The sequence below is a fragment of the Pseudomonas sp. HC1(2025) genome (assembly GCF_058742075.1).
Map to the genome: position 1 here is coordinate 52,728 of NZ_CP196017.1, position 21,350 is coordinate 74,077.

The 21,350-nt window shown below is 62.0% G+C and carries 22 protein-coding genes; 13 read left to right on the plus strand and 9 right to left on the minus strand.

Features of this window, described 5'->3' with window-relative positions:
- Positions 1-55 precede the first annotated feature (55 nt).
- The 3 genes from ACSSVH_RS00260 (at position 56) to ACSSVH_RS00270 (ending at position 3,711) form a co-directional block, all read left to right on the plus strand.
- Positions 56-1,114 (plus strand): PA0069 family radical SAM protein, encoded by a 1,059-nt coding sequence (locus ACSSVH_RS00260; RefSeq protein WP_169954102.1) that lies wholly within the window; start codon positions 56-58, stop codon positions 1,112-1,114.
- A gap of 231 nt (positions 1,115-1,345) precedes the next feature.
- Entirely contained in the window at positions 1,346-2,077 is a 732-nt protein-coding gene (locus ACSSVH_RS00265) for a carbonic anhydrase (protein WP_492633924.1), read from the plus strand.
- Positions 2,078-2,163: 86 nt separating this feature from the next.
- Positions 2,164-3,711: a SulP family inorganic anion transporter gene (locus ACSSVH_RS00270; protein WP_492633925.1), complete on the plus strand. Its 1,548-nt coding sequence runs from the start codon at positions 2,164-2,166 to the stop codon at positions 3,709-3,711.
- 86 nt (positions 3,712-3,797) lie between these two features.
- Here the strand turns inward: ACSSVH_RS00270 and ACSSVH_RS00275 are convergent, their stop codons facing one another.
- A complete protein-coding gene (locus ACSSVH_RS00275; RefSeq protein ID WP_169954104.1) occupies positions 3,798-4,445 on the minus strand; it encodes a hypothetical protein in 648 nt (215 codons plus the stop codon).
- A gap of 367 nt (positions 4,446-4,812) precedes the next feature.
- Here ACSSVH_RS00275 and coxB point away from each other — a divergent pair, with 367 nt between their 5' ends.
- From coxB to ACSSVH_RS00295, 4 genes are all read left to right on the plus strand, one after another.
- Complete coding sequence (gene coxB / locus ACSSVH_RS00280) at positions 4,813-5,940, plus strand: cytochrome c oxidase subunit II (RefSeq protein ID WP_169954105.1); 1,128 nt, start codon at positions 4,813-4,815, stop codon at positions 5,938-5,940.
- A gap of 58 nt (positions 5,941-5,998) precedes the next feature.
- Positions 5,999-7,588 carry a cytochrome c oxidase subunit I gene (gene ctaD / locus ACSSVH_RS00285; RefSeq protein WP_038444815.1) on the plus strand — a complete coding sequence of 530 codons (1,590 nt, stop codon included), beginning with the start codon at positions 5,999-6,001 and terminating at the stop codon, positions 7,586-7,588.
- A 120-nt stretch (positions 7,589-7,708) separates the two neighbouring features.
- Positions 7,709-8,260, plus strand: coding sequence for a cytochrome c oxidase assembly protein (locus tag ACSSVH_RS00290; protein ID WP_057439257.1), 552 nt, complete (start codon positions 7,709-7,711; stop codon positions 8,258-8,260).
- A gap of 34 nt (positions 8,261-8,294) precedes the next feature.
- On the plus strand, positions 8,295-9,182 hold the full coding sequence (locus ACSSVH_RS00295; protein WP_169954106.1) for a cytochrome c oxidase subunit 3: 888 nt from the start codon (positions 8,295-8,297) through the stop codon (positions 9,180-9,182).
- A 4-nt stretch (positions 9,183-9,186) separates the two neighbouring features.
- Here ACSSVH_RS00295 and ACSSVH_RS00300 read toward each other — a convergent pair whose 3' ends face one another.
- Complete coding sequence (locus tag ACSSVH_RS00300) at positions 9,187-9,390, minus strand: twin transmembrane helix small protein (RefSeq protein ID WP_017528731.1); 204 nt, start codon at positions 9,388-9,390, stop codon at positions 9,187-9,189.
- Positions 9,391-9,474: 84 nt separating this feature from the next.
- Here ACSSVH_RS00300 and ACSSVH_RS00305 point away from each other — a divergent pair, with 84 nt between their 5' ends.
- From ACSSVH_RS00305 to ACSSVH_RS00325, 5 genes are read left to right on the plus strand one after another with little or no spacing between them, the layout of a single operon-like run.
- Positions 9,475-10,215, plus strand: a complete 741-nt coding sequence (locus ACSSVH_RS00305) for an SURF1 family protein (RefSeq protein WP_170057446.1) — start codon at positions 9,475-9,477, stop codon at positions 10,213-10,215.
- Complete coding sequence (locus ACSSVH_RS00310; protein ID WP_169954108.1) at positions 10,181-10,774, plus strand: PA_0111/PP_0108 family redox-active disulfide protein; 594 nt, start codon at positions 10,181-10,183, stop codon at positions 10,772-10,774. The genes ACSSVH_RS00305 and ACSSVH_RS00310 overlap by 35 nt, the downstream gene beginning before the upstream one ends.
- Positions 10,775-10,784: 10 nt before the next feature.
- Positions 10,785-11,864 (plus strand): COX15/CtaA family protein, encoded by a 1,080-nt coding sequence (locus ACSSVH_RS00315; protein WP_172313875.1) that lies wholly within the window; start codon positions 10,785-10,787, stop codon positions 11,862-11,864.
- On the plus strand, positions 11,852-12,751 hold the full coding sequence (gene cyoE / locus ACSSVH_RS00320; protein WP_169954110.1) for a heme o synthase: 900 nt from the start codon (positions 11,852-11,854) through the stop codon (positions 12,749-12,751). The genes ACSSVH_RS00315 and cyoE overlap by 13 nt, the downstream gene beginning before the upstream one ends.
- Positions 12,748-13,383 carry an SCO family protein gene (locus ACSSVH_RS00325; RefSeq protein ID WP_492633926.1) on the plus strand — a complete coding sequence of 212 codons (636 nt, stop codon included), beginning with the start codon at positions 12,748-12,750 and terminating at the stop codon, positions 13,381-13,383. Before cyoE ends, ACSSVH_RS00325 begins: the two co-directional genes overlap by 4 nt.
- Positions 13,384-13,527: 144 nt before the next feature.
- Here the strand turns inward: ACSSVH_RS00325 and ACSSVH_RS00330 are convergent, their stop codons facing one another.
- From ACSSVH_RS00330 to ACSSVH_RS00340, 3 genes are read right to left on the minus strand one after another with little or no spacing between them, the layout of a single operon-like run.
- Positions 13,528-14,301, minus strand: a complete 774-nt coding sequence (locus ACSSVH_RS00330; RefSeq protein WP_492633927.1) for a MetQ/NlpA family ABC transporter substrate-binding protein — start codon at positions 14,299-14,301, stop codon at positions 13,528-13,530.
- Positions 14,302-14,349: 48 nt separating this feature from the next.
- Complete coding sequence (locus tag ACSSVH_RS00335; RefSeq protein ID WP_492633928.1) at positions 14,350-15,024, minus strand: methionine ABC transporter permease; 675 nt, start codon at positions 15,022-15,024, stop codon at positions 14,350-14,352.
- The gene (locus ACSSVH_RS00340; protein ID WP_169954114.1) at positions 15,024-16,031 is read right to left on the minus strand and encodes an ATP-binding cassette domain-containing protein; all 1,008 of its coding nucleotides are present in this window, start codon (positions 16,029-16,031) and stop codon (positions 15,024-15,026) included. Before ACSSVH_RS00340 ends, ACSSVH_RS00335 begins: the two co-directional genes overlap by 1 nt.
- 235 nt (positions 16,032-16,266) lie before the next feature.
- On the opposite strand from ACSSVH_RS00340, the gene katE reads away from it, so the two are divergent.
- Positions 16,267-18,438 (plus strand): catalase HPII, encoded by a 2,172-nt coding sequence (gene katE, locus ACSSVH_RS00345; RefSeq protein ID WP_492634738.1) that lies wholly within the window; start codon positions 16,267-16,269, stop codon positions 18,436-18,438.
- A gap of 94 nt (positions 18,439-18,532) precedes the next feature.
- Here katE and ACSSVH_RS00350 read toward each other — a convergent pair whose 3' ends face one another.
- From ACSSVH_RS00350 to zur, 4 genes are read right to left on the minus strand one after another with little or no spacing between them, the layout of a single operon-like run.
- On the minus strand, positions 18,533-19,252 hold the full coding sequence (locus ACSSVH_RS00350; RefSeq protein WP_172313877.1) for a PA5502 family lipoprotein: 720 nt from the start codon (positions 19,250-19,252) through the stop codon (positions 18,533-18,535).
- 37 nt (positions 19,253-19,289) lie between these two features.
- On the minus strand, positions 19,290-20,078 hold the full coding sequence (gene znuB, locus ACSSVH_RS00355) for a zinc ABC transporter permease subunit ZnuB (protein WP_029290341.1): 789 nt from the start codon (positions 20,076-20,078) through the stop codon (positions 19,290-19,292).
- The gene (gene znuC, locus ACSSVH_RS00360; RefSeq protein ID WP_169954116.1) at positions 20,071-20,856 is read right to left on the minus strand and encodes a zinc ABC transporter ATP-binding protein ZnuC; all 786 of its coding nucleotides are present in this window, start codon (positions 20,854-20,856) and stop codon (positions 20,071-20,073) included. The genes znuB and znuC overlap by 8 nt, the downstream gene beginning before the upstream one ends.
- A complete protein-coding gene (gene zur, locus ACSSVH_RS00365; protein WP_029290345.1) occupies positions 20,856-21,338 on the minus strand; it encodes a zinc uptake transcriptional repressor Zur in 483 nt (160 codons plus the stop codon). The genes znuC and zur overlap by 1 nt, the downstream gene beginning before the upstream one ends.
- Positions 21,339-21,350 lie beyond the last annotated feature (12 nt).

The following is a 21,350-nucleotide window of genomic DNA, read 5'->3' on the forward strand; positions in this document are numbered from 1 at the left end:
GGTCAGATACGCTGCGCCTCGATACTGTATATAAAAACAGTGTCGAGGCGCTTTCATGTCCACTCCTCTGCCGCCGCGCGGGCGAGGCACCGCCACCAACCTGCACAATCGCTTCGCGCCCACGGTGAGTGTGGCCGAGGATGACGGCTGGTATCAGGAAGTGCCGCCGACCCAGGGCACCGAAGTGCGCATCGAGACGGCAAAGACCATCATCACCCGCAACACCTCGCCGGACCTGCCGTTCGACCGCTCCATCAACCCTTACCGGGGGTGTGAGCACGGTTGCATTTATTGTTATGCGCGGCCCAGCCATGCCTATTGGGACATGTCCCCGGGCCTGGATTTTGAAACCAAGCTGATCGCCAAGAGCAACGCCGCCCAGGTGCTGGAGCAACAATTGTCCAAGCCCGGTTATGTGTGCGCGCCGATCAACCTGGGCTCCAACACGGACCCGTACCAGCCCATCGAGCGCGAGTACCAGATCACCCGGCAAACCCTGCAAGTGCTGCTGCGCTATCGCCACCCGGTGACTATCGTGACCAAGGGTTCGTTGATCCTGCGTGACCTTGACCTGCTCACCGAACTGGCCCGCCAGCGGCTGGTGGCGGTGATGATCAGCCTTACCAGCCTGGACGATGAACTCAAGCGCATCCTGGAACCTCGTGCAGCGGCGCCCAAGGCGCGGCTGCGGGCGATCCGGGTGATGCGCGAGGCAGGGATCCCGGTAGGCGTGCTGTGCTCGCCGATGATTCCGATGATCAACGACAGCGAACTGGAAAGCCTGCTCGCCGAGGCCCATGCCGCCGGGGCGCAGAGCGCCGCCTATATGATGCTGCGCCTGCCCCTTGAGGTGGCGCCGCTGTTCGAGGAGTGGTTGGCGGCCCATTACCCGCAACGGGCGGCCCATGTGATGAGCCTGGTACGCCAGGTGCGCGGTGGCGAAGTCTATGACAGCCGCTTCGGTGTGCGTATGCGCGGTGAAGGACCGTTTGCTGACCTGTTGGCACAACGATTTGCCAAAGCGATCAAGCGCTTGGGGCTTGACCGGCGGGAGGGCTTCAATCTCGATTGCAGTGCATTCTGTCCACCCGGCAGGCAGCTGGCTTTGTTGTAGACTGATACAAATGCGCGGGTTTTCCGGCCAGGGTGGTCGCGTTTTGATATCACTGAAACCCGCGAGATAGAGCGGTTGATTCAGTTTGAGTTAAGTTTCGGCAGGTACCTTGTTCACTGAGTGACTGATGGGTCGTCGGCGCTGGCTGGGTGGTCTGCATGTGTTGTTTCCCAGTGATCGCGCGTCGACCTCAACTGCAAGACTCTCCTGCCCCAACCACGAGGATGAATCATGAGTGACAAGGATAAACATTCGTTGGCTGCGTCGGCTTCAGCCCCTCACGAGGCGGAGTCCGCCGATGCAGCGCTGCAGCACATCGTTGATGGCTTTTTGCATTTCCATAACGAGGTCTTTCCCCAGCAGGAAGAGCTCTTCAAGAAACTCGCCACGGCCCAGAGCCCACGGGCGATGTTTATCACCTGTGCCGACTCGCGCATTGTTCCGGAACTGATCACCCAGAGCTCCCCGGGCGATTTGTTCGTCACCCGTAACGTGGGTAACGTCGTGCCGCCTTACGGGCAGATGAACGGCGGTGTGTCCACGGCCATCGAGTACGCGGTGCTGGCGCTTGGCGTGCAGCACATCATCGTTTGCGGCCACTCCGATTGTGGCGCCATGCGGGCCGTGCTCAACCCCCAGAGCCTGGAAAAAATGCCCACGGTCAAAGCCTGGCTGCGCCACGCCGAGGTCGCCAAGACTATGGTCCAGGACAACTGTGATTGCGCCAATGAAGGCGAAAGCATGCAGGTGCTGACCGAAGAAAACGTCATCGCCCAGTTGCAACACTTGCGCACCCACCCCTCTGTGGCTTCGCGCATGGCCAACGGCCATTTGTTCATCCACGGCTGGATCTACAACATCGAGACCAGCGAGATCAAAGCCTACGATGCGGACCAGGCCACGTTCCGGCCGCTGAGCGGGTCCGGACCGATCCCTTCGGCGACGCCCAAAGCGCGCTTCTAAAACAATCCCCCTGCCGGGTAATGCGATGGCTGCCATGGATGCAGCCAGGCCTTGCCACGCCCGGCGAATGCCTCGGGAGAGTCATCATGCGTGCAGCTCAATTAAAAACAGTGCTGCCACGGGAGCTGTTGGCTTCGGTGGTGGTGTTTCTGGTGGCCCTGCCCCTGTGCATGGGGATCGCCATTGCATCCGGAATGCCACCGGCCAAGGGCCTGATCACCGGGATTATCGGTGGCCTGGTGGTGGGCTGGCTGGCCGGTTCGCCCCTGCAAGTCAGCGGCCCGGCGGCGGGCCTGGCGGTGTTGGTGTTCGAGTTGGTGCGCCAGCACGGCATGCTGATGCTCGGGCCGATCCTGCTGTTGGCGGGTTTCCTGCAACTGGTGGCCGGGCGCCTGCGCCTGGGCTGCTGGTTCCGGGTGACGGCGCCGGCGGTGGTCTACGGCATGCTGGCGGGGATCGGGGTGTTGATCGTCCTGTCGCAAGTGCATGTGATGCTCGATGGGGCGCCCAAGCCTTCGGGGCTGGATAACCTCGCGGGCTTCCCCGCCGCAGTGGCCCAGGCCATTCCCAGCCTGGGTGGCGGGCTCGGTTGGCAAGCCGGCCTGCTGGGCTTGGCGACCATGCTGGTGATGTGGTTGTGGGACCGGTTTCGCCCGCAAAAGCTGCGTTTTGTCCCCGGCGCATTGCTTGGCGTGGGCCTGGCGACTGTGGCCAGCCTGGCGCTGGCCTTGCAGGTCAAGCGCGTGGAGGTGCCGGAAAACCTCGCCGATGCCATTGATTGGTTGCGCCCCAGCGACCTGCTGAACCTGGCCGACCCCAACCTGTTGATCGCGGCCTTCGCGGTAGCCTTTATCGCCAGTGCCGAAACGTTGCTCTCGGCGGCGGCTGTGGACCGTATGCACAACGGCCAGCGTTCGGACTTCGACAAGGAATTGTCCGCCCAGGGTGTAGGCAACATGCTATGCGGCCTGGTAGGCGCATTGCCCATAACCGGGGTGATCGTGCGCAGCTCGGCCAACGTCCAGGCGGGGGCAACCACGCGCTTGTCGGCGATGTTCCACGGCCTTTGGCTACTGGCCTTCGTATTGCTGTTGTCGAGCGTGCTGCAAAGCATTCCGGTGGCGAGCCTGGCGGGGGTGCTGGTGTACACCGGCATCAAGCTGGTGGACCTCAAGGCGTTCCGTGGCCTGGCGCGTTATGGCCGGATGCCGATGTTCACCTACGCCGCCACGGCCCTGGCGATCATCTTCACCGATTTGCTGACGGGAGTGCTGGTGGGCTTCGGCCTGACCCTGGTGAAACTGGCGTGGAAGGCTTCACGGTTGAAAGTCAGCCTGATCGACCTGCCCCAGGACGGTGAGATGGAGTTGCGATTGACCGGTGCGGCGACCTTTCTCAAGGTGCCCGCATTGACCCAGGTGCTGGCGACTGTGCCGGCGGGGACCACGGTGCATGTGCCGCTCAATAACCTGAGCTACGTGGATCACTCGTGCCTGGAGTTGCTGGAGGAATGGGGGCGGGCCAATGCGGCCAAGGGCTCGAAGTTGGTGATCGAGGCGCGCGGGTTGAAGCGCAGGTTGGAAGGGCGGATACGTACCACGACGCGGATTGGTTCGGCCCCGTCAGTGGGCTGACGAAACCGGATAAAAAAATGTGGGAGCGGCGCTGCGACGATTCGACTTGCCCGCTCCCACACTTTGTTCTACGCCAGGCCGGAAATTCAGGCTGGCTGATCCAGCTCCAACTCCACGCCCAATTGGCGCGACAGGCACGGCCAGCGCTTCCACGCCGCTTCCGTTGCCGGGCTCTTGAGCTGTTCGCGATAGGCCTCGACGGACTCCAGGGCGAAGCTCTCTTCATTGAGCATTTCATCCACCGCCAGGTGCACGGCTTCGTCCAGCTGATTGGCGAAATCTTCGCCGATCAGTTGGTGGGCAATCACGTTGGCAACGGTGGTGTCTGCCGGAATCAACGGCTGGCCGAAATGCTTGATATACAGATCGTTTACTTCTTCCACCAGTCGGTGGGCCAGGTAGGCCTCGTCCAACAGGCCGTTGAGGCCTTCATGGGCCGTCAGGATCGCCGGCGGCTGTAGAAAAAAATGCTCGGCGATTTTCAGCACCGGCTTGATCTGGCTTTCAATCCCGGCTTCCCGGGCCACGTCGTTGGCGGCGTCCAGCAGGTCCGGGACCTGGTCGATGTAGGCGGTGACGAAACGCGTCATCACGGCATTGCGATCACCGTCGGCCAGGGAAATGGCCGAGTGCAGGTGTGGCAACTGTGCGTCCAGTTGTTTAGCCAATTGGCCGGTGGACGCTTCGTGTTGATGGGCACGGGAAATCTGCTCGCGCAATGCGGCGGTGTTCATGAAAGCTCCAGGAATACGGGCGTAGGAAAGGGGATTGCATAAGGTAGCTCGTTTATACGAGCCCCTAAGACGCATTTGTCATAATTATTTCATGGTTATGCGCCGCTGTTATATCGAAATGCCATCGTTCGTCGGATAGGCCCTGAATCTGCTGGCCGGCCAATGCCGTTCGTCTCTTTTTACTGATTTGTCCCCACACATTGCGGGGTCGCAGTCGCTGTCTATACTCGGGTTTGTACGCAATTAGCTGATGACGCCCGACTGCATTAGGCAGGCAAGGCTTGGCGGATGTAAGCAGTTTGGAAGCCGCCCCCTTGGCCGCAGGTGCAAACCGGCGGGATAACAAGAACGATAAGGGGAACCCGCAATGACGCGACATCCACATGTTTGGATGGGCTTACTCTTGTGGTCAGTATTCAGCCAGGCGCAAGCCGCCTGGACGGTGAATATGGCACCAGGGGCCACTGAAGTCAGTCACGCCGTGTTCGACCTGCACATGACCATTTTCTGGATCTGTGTGGTGATCGGCATCATCGTGTTTGGCGCCATGTTCTGGTCGATGATTGTGCATCGACGCTCCACGGGCCAGGTGGCGGCCAAGTTCCACGAAAGCACGACGGTCGAGATTCTCTGGACGGTGGTGCCCTTGCTGATCCTCGTCGCCATGGCCATTCCGGCGACCAAGACCCTGATCAACATCTACGACAGCAGTGAATCGGATATCGATATCCAGGTCACCGGCTACCAGTGGAAGTGGCACTACAAGTACCTGGGCCAGGACGTCGAGTTCTTCAGCAACCTGGCCACTCCCGCCGAGCAGATCCATAACCAGGCCACCAAGGGCGAACACTATCTGCTGGAAGTCGACCAACCGCTGGTGCTGCCGGTGGGCGCCAAGGTGCGCTTTTTGGTGACGGCCGCCGACGTGATCCATTCGTGGTGGGTGCCGGCGTTTGCGGTCAAGCGCGATGCGATCCCAGGCTTCGTCAACGAGGCCTGGACCCGGGTCGAGAAGCCCGGCATCTACCGTGGCCAGTGCGCGGAGCTGTGCGGCAAGGATCACGGCTTCATGCCCATCGTCGTCGAGGTCAAGTCCAAGGCCGACTACGAAACCTGGCTCGGCGAGCGCAAGGAGGAGGCCGCCAAGCTCAAGGAGCTGACCTCCAAAGAGTGGACGCGTGAAGAGCTGGTGGCCCGTGGCGACAAGGTCTATCACACCACCTGCGTGGCCTGTCACCAAGCCGAAGGCCAGGGCCTACCGCCGATGTTCCCGGCGCTCAAAGGCTCGAAAATCGCCACTGGACCGGCGGCAGACCACCTGAGCATCGTCTACCACGGTAAGCCCGGCACGGCGATGGCGGCCTTTGGCAAACAACTGTCGGAAGTCGATATTGCGGCGGTCGTGACCTACGAGCGTAACGCCTGGGGCAACAACAAAGGCGACATGGTCACGCCCAAAGACGTGCTGGCCATCAAACAGGCGGAAAGCAAATGAACCTCTTCATTGCGTATGCCCTGAACCGCCCCGCCCATCCGCTTGCAGGAGAACGGCCATGAGCACTGTGATCGATGACCACGGTCATGCCGCTGACCACGCCCACGGTCCCGCCAAGGGCCTGATGCGCTGGGTGCTGACCACCAACCACAAAGACATCGGGACCATGTACCTGTGGTTCAGCTTCGCCATGTTCCTGCTCGGCGGCTCGTTCGCCATGGTGATCCGTGCCGAGCTGTTCCAGCCGGGCTTGCAGATCGTCGAGCCGGCGTTCTTCAACCAGATGACCACCATGCATGGCTTGATCATGGTGTTTGGCGCGGTGATGCCGGCATTTGTCGGCCTGGCCAACTGGATGATCCCACTGATGATCGGCGCGCCGGACATGGCCTTGCCGCGCATGAACAACTTCAGCTTCTGGCTGCTGCCGGCGGCGTTCCTGCTGCTGGTCTCGACCCTGTTCACCCCCGGTGGCGGGCCGAATTTTGGCTGGACCTTCTACGCCCCGCTTTCCACCACCTACGCCCCGGAAAGCGTGACGTTCTTTATCTTTGCCATCCACCTGATGGGTATCAGCTCGATCATGGGTGCGATCAACGTGGTCGCCACCATCCTCAACCTGCGCGCACCGGGCATGACCCTGATGAAGATGCCGCTGTTCGTCTGGACCTGGCTGATCACCGCCTTCCTGCTGATTGCGGTGATGCCGGTGCTGGCCGGTTGCGTGACGATGATGCTGATGGATATCCACTTCGGCACCAGCTTCTTCAGCGCTGCCGGCGGTGGTGACCCGGTGTTGTTCCAGCATGTGTTCTGGTTCTTCGGCCATCCTGAGGTGTACATCATGATCCTGCCGGCCTTCGGTGCCGTCAGCTCGATCATCCCGACCTTTTCGCGCAAGCCGCTGTTTGGCTACACCTCGATGGTCTACGCCACGGCGAGCATCGCGTTCCTGTCGTTTATCGTGTGGGCGCACCACATGTTCGTGGTGGGTATTCCGCTGGTGGGCGAGCTGTTCTTCATGTACGCCACCCTGCTGATCGCGGTGCCCACCGGGGTCAAGGTGTTCAACTGGGTCAGCACCATGTGGCAAGGCTCGCTGACGTTCGAGACGCCCATGCTGTTTGCCGTGGCCTTTGTGATCCTGTTCACCATCGGCGGCTTTTCCGGGCTGATGCTGGCGATTGCCCCAGCGGACTTCCAGTACCACGACACCTACTTTGTGGTGGCGCATTTCCATTACGTACTGGTGCCTGGAGCGATCTTCGGGATCTTCGCCTCGGCTTACTACTGGCTGCCGAAATGGACCGGCCATATGTACGACGAAACCCTGGGCAAGCTGCACTTCTGGCTGTCGTTCGTGGGGATGAACATGGCGTTCTTCCCGATGCACTTCGTGGGGCTGGCCGGCATGCCACGGCGGGTGCCGGACTACAACCTGCAGTTCGCCGACTTCAACATGGTGTCGTCGATTGGCGCCTTTATGTTCGGCGCCACGCAGATCTTCTTCCTGTTTATCGTGATCAAGTGCATCCGGGGCGGTAAGCCGGCGCCGGCCAAGCCGTGGGATGGCGCCGAAGGGCTGGAGTGGAGCATTCCTTCGCCGGCGCCGTATCACACCTTCACCACGCCGCCGGAGGTCAAATGAGCCCGGTCATGAAAACACTCCCGATCCCCTGTGGGAGCGGGCTTGCCCGCGATGGCGGCCTCAAGACCCCTGCAGAGCTTGAGGGCCTCATCGCGAAGCCAGCTCGCCCGGGTGGGCGCCATGGCTGACTCCGTCCCTCTCAACCGCCTGGTCACGCGCCTGCTGATCCTGGTGCTGGCGATGTTCGCCTTCGGTTTTGCCCTGGTGCCGATCTACGACGTGATGTGCAAGGCGTTCGGCATCAACGGCAAGACCGCGGGGCAGTACGAAGGCTCGCAGGTGGTCGATCCGTCACGTCAGATACGGGTGCAATTCCTGTCGACCAATGCCATCGATATGGTCTGGGAATTTCACTCCAGGGCCGACGAAATCGTGGTCCACCCCGGTGCGGTCAACGAGATGGTGTTCGTGGCCTTCAACCCCACCGACAAGCCGATGACCGCCCAGGCGATCCCGAGTATTTCCCCGGCCGAAGCGGCGATGTACTTCCACAAGACCGAGTGCTTTTGCTTCACCCAGCAAGTGCTGCAGCCGGGAGAGCGCATCGAGATGCCGGTGCGCTTCATTGTCGATCGCGACATGCCCAAGGATGTGAAGCATTTGACCCTGGCGTACACGCTGTTCGATATCACTGCGCGCCAACCGCCCGTGGCTGTCCATACCGGCGGCTAGGCGTGCCTGCGGGCTCGATTAGGAGAACGGATACATGTCGACTCATGATACGTACTACGTACCAGCGCAAAGCAAATGGCCAATAATTGCCACGTTTGGGCTGTTGATCACCGTGTATGGCCTGGGTGTGTGGTTCAACGACCTCAAGGCGGCCCGCCCGGAATCCCACGGCCCGCTGATCTTTTTCGTCGGCAGCCTGCTGCTGGCGTACATGATGTTTGGCTGGTTTGGCGCGGTGATCAAAGAAAGCCGCGCCGGGTTGTACAGTGCGCAGATGGACCGCTCATTCCGCTGGGGCATGACCTGGTTCATCTTTTCCGAGGTGATGTTTTTTATCGCGTTCTTTGGCGCGCTGTTCTATGTGCGGCATATGTCGGCGCCGTGGCTGGCCGGTGAGGGCTCCAAGGGCATTGCCCATATGCTGTGGCCCAATTTCGAGTTTGCCTGGCCGCTGCTCAACAACCCGGACCCCAAGCTGTTCCCGGCGCCGGAAGGCACCATCAGCCCGTGGGGCCTGCCATTGGTCAACACCATCTTGCTGGTGAGTTCCAGCGTGACCATCACCATCGCCCACCATGCCCTGCGCAAGGGGCATCGCGGCGCGCTGAAGATCTGGCTGGCGATCACCGTGTTGCTGGGGTTGGCGTTTCTCGGGTTCCAGGCCGAGGAATATATCCACGCCTATAAAGAGCTGGGCCTGACGCTGGGCTCGGGGGTGTATGGCGCGACGTTCTTCATGCTGACCGGCTTTCACGGTGCCCACGTGACCATCGGCACGATCATTTTGTTCGTGATGCTGATGCGCATCCTCAAGGGGCATTTCAATGCCGAGCACCAGTTCGGTTTCGAGGCGGCCAGTTGGTATTGGCACTTTGTCGACGTGGTGTGGATCGGTCTGTTTTTCTTCGTCTACGTGCTGTAGCGACTTACCAGGGGGCGTGGGAAACCAGCTGGCCGCTGAAGAACCCCCAGGTGATCAGCGCCAGGGTGATCACGGCCAGTACAACACGCACGGTCAAGGCGGTGACGAGGCGATTGGAGTGGCCCTCGTCCTTGACCAGGAAGAACAAGCCACTGAACAGGCTCACAACGGTAGCGATCAGCATCAGGGCGATAGCGGCTTTGAGCATGGTCAGGCTCCAGGGCTCTTATTTTGAGGGGCGGGCAATGAGATTCAGTATAGCCAGCACAGCATCGACCTTCGCGGTAACGCCATGAAACGCTTTCGCCCCGGGATTGCCCCGACCCTGGTGGTGCTGGTGCTGCTACCGCTGATGGTGTTCCTGGGCTTTTGGCAGTTGTCCCGTGGTCAGGAAAAACAGGCACTGCTCCAGAGTTATGCCGAACGCCGGGCGGCGCAGCCCATCAGCGTTGCGCAACTGGAGACGGTGGCGGATCCGGCCTTTCGCCGCGTGCAGTTGCGCGGGCAGTTCGACGCCGCGCACAGCGTGCTGCTGGATAACCGCATGCGCGACGGCAAGGCCGGCGTCGAGTTGCTGCAACCCTTTCATGACCAGACCAGCGGCCAGTGGCTGTTGCTCAATCGCGGCTGGCTGCCTTGGCCGGACCGGCGCACGCCGCCAGCTTTCACCACCCCCGACCAGCCTTTGAATATCAACGCCTGGGTGTATGTCGCCCCCGGCGAGACGTTCCAGCTACACGCCGACCCAGCCGCCGCCAAATGGCCACGCCTGCTGACGGCGCTGCACCCGCAGGCGCTGTGGGCCGAGTTGGAGCGCAGCGGCTTTGCCTTTGAGCTACGGGCCGAAGCGGGCCCGGCGACCTATGAAACCCAGTGGCCAGTTGTGGCCATGGGCCCGGAAAAACACCTGGGGTATGCCGTGCAGTGGTTCGCCATGGCGCTGGCGCTGCTGGGCCTTTACCTCTACCTCGGCTGGCACAACGCAAGGGAGAAGCACCATGGGAGCGGCCATGAATCCACTCAACATGTCTGACACGCCAGCGGCGCCCAACCGCAGCAAAGGGCGCTGGCAACTGATCCTGATCCTGCTGATGGTGATCGGCCCGATGGTGCTGGCGACCCTGATGTACAAGTGGCAGTTCTGGGTGCCGGACAACCGCAGCGATCATGGCGAAATGATCGGCAATGGCCAGACCCGCAGCGATATCGGCGTGCAGGCCGACGAGGATCGCTGGCAATTGCTGGTCACCGCGCCCGCGGCCTGCGCCGCCGATTGCCAGCAACTGGTCTACCTCGCGCGCCAGCTGCAGATCGGCCTGGGGCGCGATGCGTCCCGTGCCAGCCATGCCCTGGCCAGTGCGCAGCCGGTCGGCGCCGAGTATGAGGCCAAGTTGAAGGCCGAGTATCCGCAGTTGCAGCGTTTGCCCCTGGACCTGCCGACTTTCAAGCAAAACGCTGCCGCGCCGGGCGATGCGCAACTGTGGATCGTCGACCCCCACGGCAACCTGGTGCTGCGCTACGACGCGCGGGTCAAGGGCAAGGATCTGCTCAACGATCTGCGCCACCTGCTGAAACTGTCGAATATCGGATAAGGGCATCGTCATGGCCAAACCTGGATTTCGCCTCGCGCTGTTTGCCACCCTGCTGGCGCTGATTGTGGTGCTTTTGGGCGCCTACACGCGCCTGACCCATGCCGGTCTCGGTTGCCCGGACTGGCCGGGTTGCTATGGCTTTATCAGCGTGCCGAAAAGCGAGGCCCAGTTGGCCCATGCCGAGTTGCACTTCCCGGACACGCCGGTGGAGGCCGACAAGGGCTGGAACGAGATGATCCATCGCTATGCAGCAGGCACCCTGGGGCTGCTGATCGCGCTGTTGGCCACCCGCGCCTGGACCCATCGCCGGCATCCGGGGCAGCCCTTGAAGCTACCGTTGTTCCTGCTGGCGGTGGTGTTTGCCCAGGCGGCCTTTGGCATGTGGACGGTGACGCTCAAGCTGTGGCCGCAGGTCGTCACCGGGCATTTACTGGGTGGCTTCGCGACCTTGAGCCTGTTGTTTCTGCTGACCCTGCGTTTGTCCGGGGTGTTGCCGGCGCTGATCGTGCCCCGGCGCCTGCAGTATTGGGCCACGGCCGGCCTGGTGCTGGTGATCGGGCAGATCGCCCTCGGTGGCTGGGTCAGCTCCAACTATGCGGCGGTGGCCTGTATCGATTTGCCGACCTGTCATGGTGAGTGGTGGCCGGCAGCGGACTTTGCCAATGGCTTTCACCTGACCCAGCATATCGGGCCCAACTACCTGGGCGGGCAACTGGACAGTGATGCACGCACGGCGATTCACCTGACCCATCGCCTGGGCGCGCTGGTGGTGACTGTGGCGCTGCTGGGCCTGGCCTGGCAGCTCAAGGCGGTGGGCATGACCCGCCTGGCGGGCCTGCTGCTGGTTGCCCTGGCCGTGCAGATCGGCCTGGGCCTGAGCAATGTGTACTTTCATTTGCCGCTGCCGGTGGCGGTCGCCCATAACGCCGGCGGCGCAGCGTTGTTGCTGACCCTGGTGCTGGTCAATTACCACGCCCGTACCAGCCTGGTGCGGGTCCGCCACCAAGTGCCGTTCGGTTGGCGCTTCAGCCCGCGCAAGCACGTGTCGGGTCTGATCACCCTTAAAGGAGAGATGCCATGGCGACCTTGATTGGCGAGCGTCCCGGCCAGGCTATCTGGCGTGACTACCTGGAGCTGACCAAGCCCAAGGTGGTGGTGCTGATGCTGATTACCTCGCTGGTGGGCATGTTTCTCGCCACCCGCGCCGGGGTGCCGTGGCCGGTGCTGATCTTCGGCAACCTGGGGATTGCCCTGTGTGCCGGTGGCGCGGCGGCGGTCAACCATGTGGTGGACCGGCGCATCGACGCGCTGATGGCGCGCACCCACAAGCGGCCGTTGGCTGAAGGCCGGGTTTCCCCGGCTGCCGCGCTGACGTTTGCCCTGGCGCTGGCGGTGGCCGGGCTGGCGTTGCTGCTGGCGTTTACCAACCCGTTGGCGGCCTGGCTGACCCTGGCCTCGCTGCTGGGCTATGCGGTGATCTACACCGGCTTTCTCAAGCGCGCGACACCGCAGAACATCGTGATCGGCGGCCTGGCCGGCGCGGCGCCACCATTGCTCGGCTGGGTGGCGGTCACCGGCCATGTGAGCGCCGAGCCGTTGCTGCTGGTGCTGATCATCTTCGCCTGGACCCCGCCGCACTTCTGGGCCCTGGCCATCCATCGCAAGGAGGAGTACGCCAAGGCCGATATCCCGATGCTGCCGGTGACCCACGGCGAGCACTACACCAAGGTGCATATCCTGCTGTACACCTTCGCGCTGCTGGCGGTGAGCCTGATGCCCTATGTGATCCACATGAGCGGGCTGTTGTACCTCGGTTGTGCGCTGGTTCTGGGTGCGCGCTTTCTGCAATGGGCCTGGGTGCTGTACCGTGGCAGTCGGCCGCACGCGGCGATCAATACCTTCAAGTACTCTATCTGGTACCTGTTTTTGCTATTTATCGCCCTGCTCGTAGACCACTACTTATTGTTGAACCTATGACTCGAACTCAAAAAACTGTCTTTATCCTGGTGGCCGTCGTGGCGTTGATCATGGGCCTGACCGTCAACAAAGTGCTGTCTGGCAAGGGCCAGGGCGACCCTACGGCATTGATCGACGCGGGCATTATCCTGCTGCCGCAAAGCCGCCAGCTGCCGCCCGTGACCATGACCAACCAGGACGGCCAGCCGGTGCTGGTCAATGAGTTGAAGGGCAAGTGGAGCGTGCTGTTCTTTGGCTACACCTTCTGCCCGGACATCTGCCCGACCACCCTGGCCCAACTGCGGCAGATCAAGAGCGAGCTGCCCAAGGACGTGGTGGATAAGCTGCAGGTGATCCTGGTCAGCGTTGACCCGCATCGCGATACCCCGACCCAGGTCAAGCAGTACTTGAGCTACTTCGATCCGCAATTTGCAGGGTTGACCGGGGCGAATGTGGAGGATGTGCAGAAGGTCTCGAATGCGGTGAGCATTCCGTTCATTCCGGCCGACACCAGCAAGCCGAACTACACCGTCGACCACAGCGGCAACCTGGCATTGATCGGCCCGGATGGCAGCCAGCGCGGGTTTATCCGTGCGCCGTTGAATAACCAGAAGCTGGTGGCGCAGTTGCCGGGGTTGTTGCAGCGCAACTGAGCTGACAACACAGATCAAGTGTGGGAGCTGGCTTGCCTGCGATAGCGTCAGGTCAGCCAGCCTCTTGGTTGCTGACCCACCGCGATCGCAGGCAAGCCAGCTCCCACATTTTGCTTTGCTCGGCTTCAGAGATCGTATTTCAGATCAGAACGCCGGCAGAATCGCGCCTTTGTACTTCTCGTTGATGAATTCCTTCACCTCAGGAGTGTGCAGGGCTTTGACCAGTTTTTGCACCGCGTCCGAATCCTTGTTGTCCTCGCGGGTCACCAGGATATTGACGTAAGGCGAGTCGTTGCCTTCGATCGCCAGGGCATCCTTGGACGGGTCCAGCTTGGCTTCCAGGGCGTAGTTGGTGTTGATCAGGGCCAGGTCGACCTGGGTCAGCACGCGCGGCAGGGTGGCGGCTTCCAGTTCGCGGAATTTCAGGCCTTTTTCGTTGCCGGTGATGTCCTTGATGGTCGACAGGATATCGGTCGGGTTCTTCAAGGTGATCAGGCCCTTGCTGGCCAGCAGCAATAGCGCGCGGCCGCCGTTGGTGGCGTCGTTGGGGATCACCACGTTGGCGCCGTTCGGCAGCTCGGCCAGGCTCTTGTACTTGCTGGAGTACGCGCCCAGCGGCTCCAGGTGCACGCCGGCGACGCTCACCAGGTGGGTGCCCTTGGCCTTGTTGAACTCATCCAGGTACGGCTGGTGCTGGAAGAAGTTGGCGTCCAGGCGTTTTTCGGCCACTTGTACGTTCGGCTGCACGTAGTCGGTGAACACCTTGACCTTCAGGTCCACGCCTTGCGCGGCCAGGGCCGGCTTCACGAACTCAAGGATCTCAGCGTGCGGCACCGGGGTCGCGGCGACCGTCAGGGTCTCGGCGGCGTGGGCGGAAAATGCGGCAACCGCGGCGAAAGCAACCAGTAGTTTTTTCATCCAACAAGCTCCTTGTTCGGGCATGCCGGCGGGGGCCGGCAATGGCCGTTATTTTCGAGAATAGTGGGTCACCAGCTTATCGCCGATGGTTTGCAGAATCTGCACCAGCACAATCAACATCACCACGGTCACGACCATGACGTCATCCTGGAAACGCTGGTAGCCATAGCGGATCGCCAGGTCGCCCAGCCCACCGGCACCCACCACACCCGCCATGGCGGTGTAGCCCACCAGGGCAATGGCGGTCACGGTGATTGCAGCAATGATGCCCGGCTTTGCCTCGGGCAGCAGCGCCTTGGTGATGATCTGCCGGGTGGTCGCGCCCATGGCCTGGGTCGCCTCGATGATGCCGCGATCGACCTCGCGCAGGGCGGTTTCCACCAGCCGCGCGAAGAACGTCGAAGCGCCTACCACCAGCGGTGGAATCGCGCCGGCCACGCCCAGCGAAGTGCCGGTGAGGAACACCGTGGTGGGGATCATCACAATCAGCAGAATGATAAACGGCAGCGAACGTATGGCGTTGACCACGAAGGCCAGGGCGGCATAGGTGATTTTCTGCTCCAGCAACTGCCGTGGGCTGAACAGAAACAGCAGGATGCCCAATGGCAGGCCCACCAGCACGGTGAAAAACAGCGAGGTGCCGAGCATCAGCAGGGTGTCGTTGGTGGCCACCCAGATATCAGCCCAGTCGACGTTGTCGAAGTAATGCAGTAGCACGTCCATTAACGCAGGACCTCCATGTGCACATCGGCGGCGGTAAAGCGCGCGAACGCCGCTTCCATGTCACCGCCGGTGATGGCCAGGGTCAGTTGCCCGTAAGGGGTATCTTTGATGTGGTCGATGCGACCGGCAAGGATGCTGTAGTCCACACCCGTTTCGCGGGCGACGGTACCCAGCAGTGGCGCGTAGGTCGCTTCGCCCTGGAACGTCAGGCGCACGATGCGGCCCGGCACATGGGCGAACACATCGCGCTGCTCACCTTCATCGACCTGCTCGGCTTCTTGCACAAAGCGCTTGGTGGTCGGGTGCGTGGGGTGCAGGAACACCTGGGCCACCGGGCCTTGCTCGACAATCACCCCGGCATCCATCACCGCGACCTGGTCGCAGACACGGCGGATCACGTCCATTTCATGGGTGATCAGCACGATGGTCAGCTTCAGCTCGCGGTTGATCTCGGCCAGCAATTGCAGGACCGAGGCGGTGGTCTGTGGGTCGAGGGCGCTGGTGGCTTCGTCGCACAGCAGGATTTTCGGCTTGGTGGCCAGGGCGCGGGCGATGCCGACGCGCTGCTTCTGGCCGCCGGACAGTTGCGCCGGGTACTTTTTGGCGTGGTCGGCGAGGCCGACCCGGTCCAGCAGTTCGGCCACGCGCGCATCGATCTCGCGGCGCGACAGTTCGCCCGCCAGGGTCAGCGGCAGCGCGACGTTGTCGGCGACGGTCTTGGAGGCCAGCAGGTTGAAGTGCTGGAAGATCATCCCGACCTGCTGCCGGAAACGGCGCAGGCCGTTGGCATCCAGGGCGGTGACTTCTTCGCCATCCACCTGGATCTGGCCGCCCGAAGGCTCTTCGAGGCGATTGATCAGGCGCAGCAGAGTACTTTTTCCCGCGCCGGAATGGCCGATCAGGCCAAACACCTGGCCGTTCTCGACGCGCAGGCTGGTGGGATGCAGTGCGGGGATATCCTTGCCGGCGACCCGGTAGGTTTTATGGACGTTATGAAACTCGATCACGTAGCGAACCTTGTGGGGCGCATTGAAAAGGGATCAGCGGTTAGCCGGGCGCGCATTTTAGCCTGTCCGTATAGCGTTTCTTAGCATTTATTTCGTATTCAACCAGCGATTTGGCAATAACGCGATCAAAGGTCATAAAAAAGGAACGGTAAAAAATCCCGTCAGTCACTACTTAAGCAACTCGATTTCCCGGGTGCCGTGCCCGGGGTTTTGCTCAAACGAGCCAGGGACCGCTCTGGCCTACGCAAACGAGGAGTTTTGTCTGATGAGTACCAAAAAACCCGCTACGCCGCCCAAGAGCGAGCTTGCAGGCACCGATACCCTGGACCGTGGCAACACCAATGCCAAGCTGCAAAGCCTGGAGAAGTCTCGCTCCGACGCCACCGGCCAGGCGCTGCGCACTAATCAGGGGGTGAAAATCTCCGATAACCAGAACACGTTGAAAGTCGGCGCGCGCGGGCCTTCGCTGCTGGAAGATTTCATCATGCGTGAAAAAATCACGCACTTTGACCACGAGCGTATCCCGGAGCGCATCGTGCACGCCCGCGGCACTGGCGCCCATGGCTACTTCCAGACCTATGAAAACCATTCGGCGCTGACCAAGGCGGGTTTTTTGCGTGACCCTGGCCGTAAAACCCCGGTGTTCACGCGCTTTTCCACGGTGCAGGGCCCACGTGGTTCAGGCGATACGGTGCGTGACGTGCGCGGCTTTGCCGTGAAGTTCTTCACCGACGAAGGCAACTTCGACCTGGTGGGCAACAACATGCCGGTATTTTTCATTCAGGACGCGATCAAGTTTCCTGATTTCGTGCATGCGGTAAAACCTGAGCCGCACAACGAAATTCCTACCGGCGGCTCGGCCCACGATACTTTCTGGGATTTTGTCTCGCTGCAGCCGGAATCGGCGCACATGGTGATCTGGGCGATGTCCGACCGCGCCATTCCAAAAAGCCTACGCAGCATGCAGGGTTTTGGGGTGCACACGTTCCGCCTGGTGAATGCCGAGGGTCAATCCAACTTCGTCAAATTCCACTGGCGTCCGACGGCGGGCACCTGCTCCCTGGTGTGGGATGAGGCGCAAAAGCTGGCCGGTAAAGATACCGATTACCATCGTCGCGACCTGTGGGATGCGATCGAGATGGGCGATTACCCGGAGTGGGAATTGGGCGTACAGGTGATTCCGGAAGATAAGGAGCACGCGTTCGACTTCGATATTCTCGACCCGACCAAGCTGATTCCCGAAGAGTTGGTGCCCATCACCCCGCTGGGCAAGATGGTGCTCAATCGCAACCCGGACAACTTCTTCGCCGAAGTCGAACAGGTCGCGTTCTGCCCGGGGCATATCGTGCCGGGTATCGATTTCTCCAATGACCCGCTGCTGCAAGGTCGCCTGTTTTCCTACACCGATACGCAGATCAGCCGACTAGGTGGCCCGAACTTTCACCAGTTGCCGATCAATCAGCCGCTGACGCCGCTGCATAACAACCAGCGCGATGCCATGCACCGCAGCACCATCGACAAAGGCCGTGCCGCGTACGAGCCGAACTCCATCGACGGCGGCTGGCCGAAAGAAACTGCGCCGGCAGCGCAGGACGGTGGTTTCGAGTCCTACCCGGAGCGTATCGACGCGCACAAGATCCGCGAGCGCAGTGAGTCCTTTGGCGATCACTTTTCCCAGGCGCGCCTGTTTTTCAACAGCATGAGCAAGCACGAGCAGGAACACATCATCGCGGCCTATAGCTTTGAGCTGGGCAAGGTCGAGCGTGAGTTTATCCGGGCGCGCCAGGTCAATGAGATCCTGGCCAATATCGACCTCGGGCTGGCCAAGCGTGTAGCGCAGAACCTGGGCCTGCCGGCACCGAAAAAAGGCACCGTGCCGGTGCGCAAGACCGCGCCAGAGCGCTCGCCGGCCTTGAGCCAGGCCAACTTGCTGGCGGGCAATATCAAGACGCGCAAGGTGGCGATCCTGGCCGCCAATGGTGTGGATGGTGCCGCGATTGCCGCGCTGAAAAAGGCGCTGGCCGCAGAAGGTGCCCATGCCAAGTTGCTCGGGCCGACCTCGGCGCCGGTCACCACGGCCGATGGCAAGAGCCTGGCGGTGGACGCGTCGATGGAAGGCTTGCCGTCGGTGGCATTCGATGCGGTGTTTGTGCCGGGCGGGGCGAAGTCGATCCAGGCATTGAGCGGCGATGGCGTGGCGTTGCATTACCTGCTGGAGGCCTACAAGCACTTGAAGGCGATTGCCTTGGCCGGTGAGGCGAAGCAGTTGCTGGCGGTGTTGAAGCTGGAGGTGGATGCGGGGTTGACTGTGGGCGGTGATGCCAAGGCGTTGAAGGCGTTTATTGCGGCGATTGCCCAGCATCGGGTGTGGGAGCGCGAGCCTAGGGCCAAGGCGGTTCCGGCTTAAGTTTCTGGTTGTTTGACAGGGCCTCATCGCCGGCAAGCCGGCTCCCACGTTGAAATGTATTGCACTGTGGGGGCCGGCTTGCCGGCGATGGGCGTCAGTCCGCCTTACGCGGAATCAGCACCACCTGGGCCGGTATGTGTTTGAGAATCTGCCGGTGGATCTTCAGGTCATACCCTGAGTCAATCCGCTTCACTCGTTTAGTCAACAGCGTGTTCAGCCACGGGTAATCCTCGGTGCGCGGCACCTGGATGCTCACGTCACACTGGTAATTCACCACATCGGTGGCGATGGCATCCAGTTGATGGCGCAATTGCTGGATATCCGTGAGGTTCAGCGCAACCGTGGTGCTCTCGGCGGTGGGGTCGATGACCTTGGCCGGTGGCTTGGCTTCGGCGGCTTTAAGGGCGGCTTCGGCTTTATCCAGCTCGGCTTTGCGGGCGTGGGCGATGGCGCTGTTGACCCCGCCAGTCAGTGCCGGAGCCTTGGGCATCAAGGCCCGGGCGCGGCTCAAGGCAGTGGCGGCGGCGTTGACATCACCTTTTTGCAGGACGATCTGGCTGCGCTGCAAATAGGCTTCGGCCAGTTGGCGCTGATAAGGCTCCAGCGCCGGATCGTCGGGCGATTGGGCCTGCAAGGCCGCCAGTTGGTCTTCGGCGGTAGCCAGCTCACTGCTGGCCAGGTTTTGTTCCAGCTGTGCAATGGCCGCAGCGCGCGCGTCCGGCGCCTCGGGGGCGACGGGCGGGGTGCTTTGGCAGGCGCCCAGCAGCAGGGAAAATGCGGCAAGGAGCAGATAACGGGAGGTGAACGGCTTCATTCCTGCGACTCTCTAATTGCGCAAAAAGCGAGCAAGTCTACACCCCTCGACGGGGCAGGACAAAACTCAGCAGAAACAGTGCGGCGGCCGTGACCACAATCGACGGCCCGGCCGGGGTGTCCTTGAACCAGGACAGCGCCAGGCCACCACACACGGCAAGCATCCCCAGCAAACTGGCGCCGACCGCCATCTGTTCCGGCGAACGTGCATGACGCTGGGCGGCTGCGGCGGGGATGATCAACAGCGACGTGATCAACAATACGCCGACAATCTTCATTGCGACAGCGATCACCACGGCGATCAGCAACATCAGGGTCATGCGCAGTGCGGGTACTGGCAAGCCTTCGACGGTGGCCAGTTGTTCGTGGACGGTAATTGCCAGCAGCGGGCGCCACAGGGCCACGAGCAGGATCAATACTGCCGCGCTGCCGCCGAGAATCCAGGCCAGGTCCGTGGGGCTGATCGCCAGCAGGTCGCCGAACAGGTAGGCCATCAGGTCGATACGTACTTCGTGCATAAAACTCAGCACCACCAGGCCCAGGGACAGGGTACTCGGCGCGAGGATCCCCAGTAGCGTGTCCGAGGCCAGGGGCTGGCGCTGTTGCAGGGTCACCAGCAGCACTGCCAGCAGCAGGCAGCCGACGGTTACCGCGATGGTCGGGCTGACGTCCAGCAAAAAGCCCAGGGCCACGCCGAGCAGGGCCGCGTGGGACAAGGTGTCGCCAAAGTAGGCCATGCGCCGCCAGACCACGAAGGAGCCCAACGGGCCCGCCACCAGCGCCAAAGCCAAGCCTGCAAGCAGGGCGTAGAGCAGAAAATCAGCCATGCTTGCAGCCATCTCCGTGGACGTGGGTATGAGGGGCGATCGGATCGGCAACCACCGCGCCATGCAGGTCATGGGCATGATCGTGACGGTGGTGGTAAATCGCCAGGCTCTGCGCATTCTTGCCGAACAGTTCGACGAAGGCCGGGTCGCCGCTGACCTGTTCCGGGTGGCCGGAGCAGCAGACGTGGCGGTTGAGGCACACCACCTGGTCGGTAGTGCTCATCACCAGGTGCAGATCGTGGGACACCATCAGCACGCCGCAGCCATGCCGGTCGCGCAGGCGGGTGATCAGGCTGTAGAGCTCGGCCTGGCCGGCAACGTCGACGCCTTGCACCGGTTCATCGAGCACCAGCAATTCGGGCTCGCGCAGCAGGGCCCGGGCTAGCAGCACGCGCTGCATCTCGCCACCGGAGATACTTTGCACCGGGCTGTCGATGACCTGCTCGGCCCCCACTTCCTTGAGCGCGGCCAGGGCGCGGGTGCGGTCCACGCCGGGCACCAGGCGCAGGAAGCGCAGCACCGACAGCGGCAGGGTTGGGTCGACGTGCAGTTTCTGCGGCATATAGCCGATGCGCAGCTTGGGCTTGCGCCAGACACTGCCGCTGTCGGGCTTGAGCAGGCCTAGCACGGCGCGCACCAGGGTGGTCTTGCCGGCGCCGTTGGGGCCGATCAGGGTGACGATCTGCCCCGGCTCGACGCTCAGGTCAATGTTGTCCAACACGTTCTGGTCGGCGAATGTGACGCCGACCTGTTCCAGGCGGATTAGCGCAGTGCTCATCAAGCCCCCTGGCAGCCCGAGCAGATGCCAACCACTTCGACGGTCTGCCCTTCGACTCGGAAGCCGACATCGCCGGCACTCTTGATAATCGCGTCGCTGATGCTTTTTTGTTCAAGCTCGATGGCGGCGTGGCACTCGCGGCAGATCAGGAACTGGCCCTGGTGCGCGTGCTCCGGGTGGTTGCAGCCGACAAAGGCGTTCAACGAGGCGATGCGGTGCACCAGGCCGTTTTCCAGCAGGAAGTCCAGCGCACGGTACACCGTGGGCGGCGCGGCGCGGCGACCGTCCTGCTCGCTGAGCACGCCGAGAATGTCGTAGGCACCCAGCGGCTTGTGGCTCTGCCACACCAGTTCCAGCACTCGCCGGCGCAGGGCGGTCAGGCGCAGGCCTTGGCGTGCGCACAGGGCGTCGGCCTCCGACAGTGCGTTGTGCACGCAGTGAGAGTGGTCGTGGGGACGGCTGGCAAGCGGTGTTTTAGGCATGAGCGGCGACAG

Excerpts from the sequence above, each read along its gene's own strand:
- ACSSVH_RS00260 (WP_169954102.1), top strand. The coding sequence starts at position 56 with ATGTCCACTCCTCTGCCGCCGCGCGGGCGAGGCACCGCCACCAACCTG.
- ACSSVH_RS00265 (WP_492633924.1), top strand. The coding sequence starts at position 1,346 with ATGAGTGACAAGGATAAACATTCGTTGGCTGCGTCGGCTTCAGCCCCT.
- ACSSVH_RS00270 (WP_492633925.1), top strand. The coding sequence starts at position 2,164 with ATGCGTGCAGCTCAATTAAAAACAGTGCTGCCACGGGAGCTGTTGGCT.
- ACSSVH_RS00275 (WP_169954104.1), bottom strand. The coding sequence starts at position 4,445 with ATGAACACCGCCGCATTGCGCGAGCAGATTTCCCGTGCCCATCAACAC.
- coxB (WP_169954105.1), top strand. The coding sequence starts at position 4,813 with ATGACGCGACATCCACATGTTTGGATGGGCTTACTCTTGTGGTCAGTA.
- ctaD (WP_038444815.1), top strand. The coding sequence starts at position 5,999 with ATGAGCACTGTGATCGATGACCACGGTCATGCCGCTGACCACGCCCAC.
- ACSSVH_RS00290 (WP_057439257.1), top strand. The coding sequence starts at position 7,709 with ATGGCTGACTCCGTCCCTCTCAACCGCCTGGTCACGCGCCTGCTGATC.
- ACSSVH_RS00295 (WP_169954106.1), top strand. The coding sequence starts at position 8,295 with ATGTCGACTCATGATACGTACTACGTACCAGCGCAAAGCAAATGGCCA.
- ACSSVH_RS00300 (WP_017528731.1), bottom strand. The coding sequence starts at position 9,390 with ATGCTCAAAGCCGCTATCGCCCTGATGCTGATCGCTACCGTTGTGAGC.
- ACSSVH_RS00305 (WP_170057446.1), top strand. The coding sequence starts at position 9,475 with ATGAAACGCTTTCGCCCCGGGATTGCCCCGACCCTGGTGGTGCTGGTG.
- ACSSVH_RS00310 (WP_169954108.1), top strand. The coding sequence starts at position 10,181 with ATGGGAGCGGCCATGAATCCACTCAACATGTCTGACACGCCAGCGGCG.
- ACSSVH_RS00315 (WP_172313875.1), top strand. The coding sequence starts at position 10,785 with ATGGCCAAACCTGGATTTCGCCTCGCGCTGTTTGCCACCCTGCTGGCG.
- cyoE (WP_169954110.1), top strand. The coding sequence starts at position 11,852 with ATGGCGACCTTGATTGGCGAGCGTCCCGGCCAGGCTATCTGGCGTGAC.
- ACSSVH_RS00325 (WP_492633926.1), top strand. The coding sequence starts at position 12,748 with ATGACTCGAACTCAAAAAACTGTCTTTATCCTGGTGGCCGTCGTGGCG.
- ACSSVH_RS00330 (WP_492633927.1), bottom strand. The coding sequence starts at position 14,301 with ATGAAAAAACTACTGGTTGCTTTCGCCGCGGTTGCCGCATTTTCCGCC.
- ACSSVH_RS00335 (WP_492633928.1), bottom strand. The coding sequence starts at position 15,024 with ATGGACGTGCTACTGCATTACTTCGACAACGTCGACTGGGCTGATATC.
- ACSSVH_RS00350 (WP_172313877.1), bottom strand. The coding sequence starts at position 19,252 with ATGAAGCCGTTCACCTCCCGTTATCTGCTCCTTGCCGCATTTTCCCTG.
- znuB (WP_029290341.1), bottom strand. The coding sequence starts at position 20,078 with ATGGCTGATTTTCTGCTCTACGCCCTGCTTGCAGGCTTGGCTTTGGCG.
- znuC (WP_169954116.1), bottom strand. The coding sequence starts at position 20,856 with ATGAGCACTGCGCTAATCCGCCTGGAACAGGTCGGCGTCACATTCGCC.
- zur (WP_029290345.1), bottom strand. The coding sequence starts at position 21,338 with ATGCCTAAAACACCGCTTGCCAGCCGTCCCCACGACCACTCTCACTGC.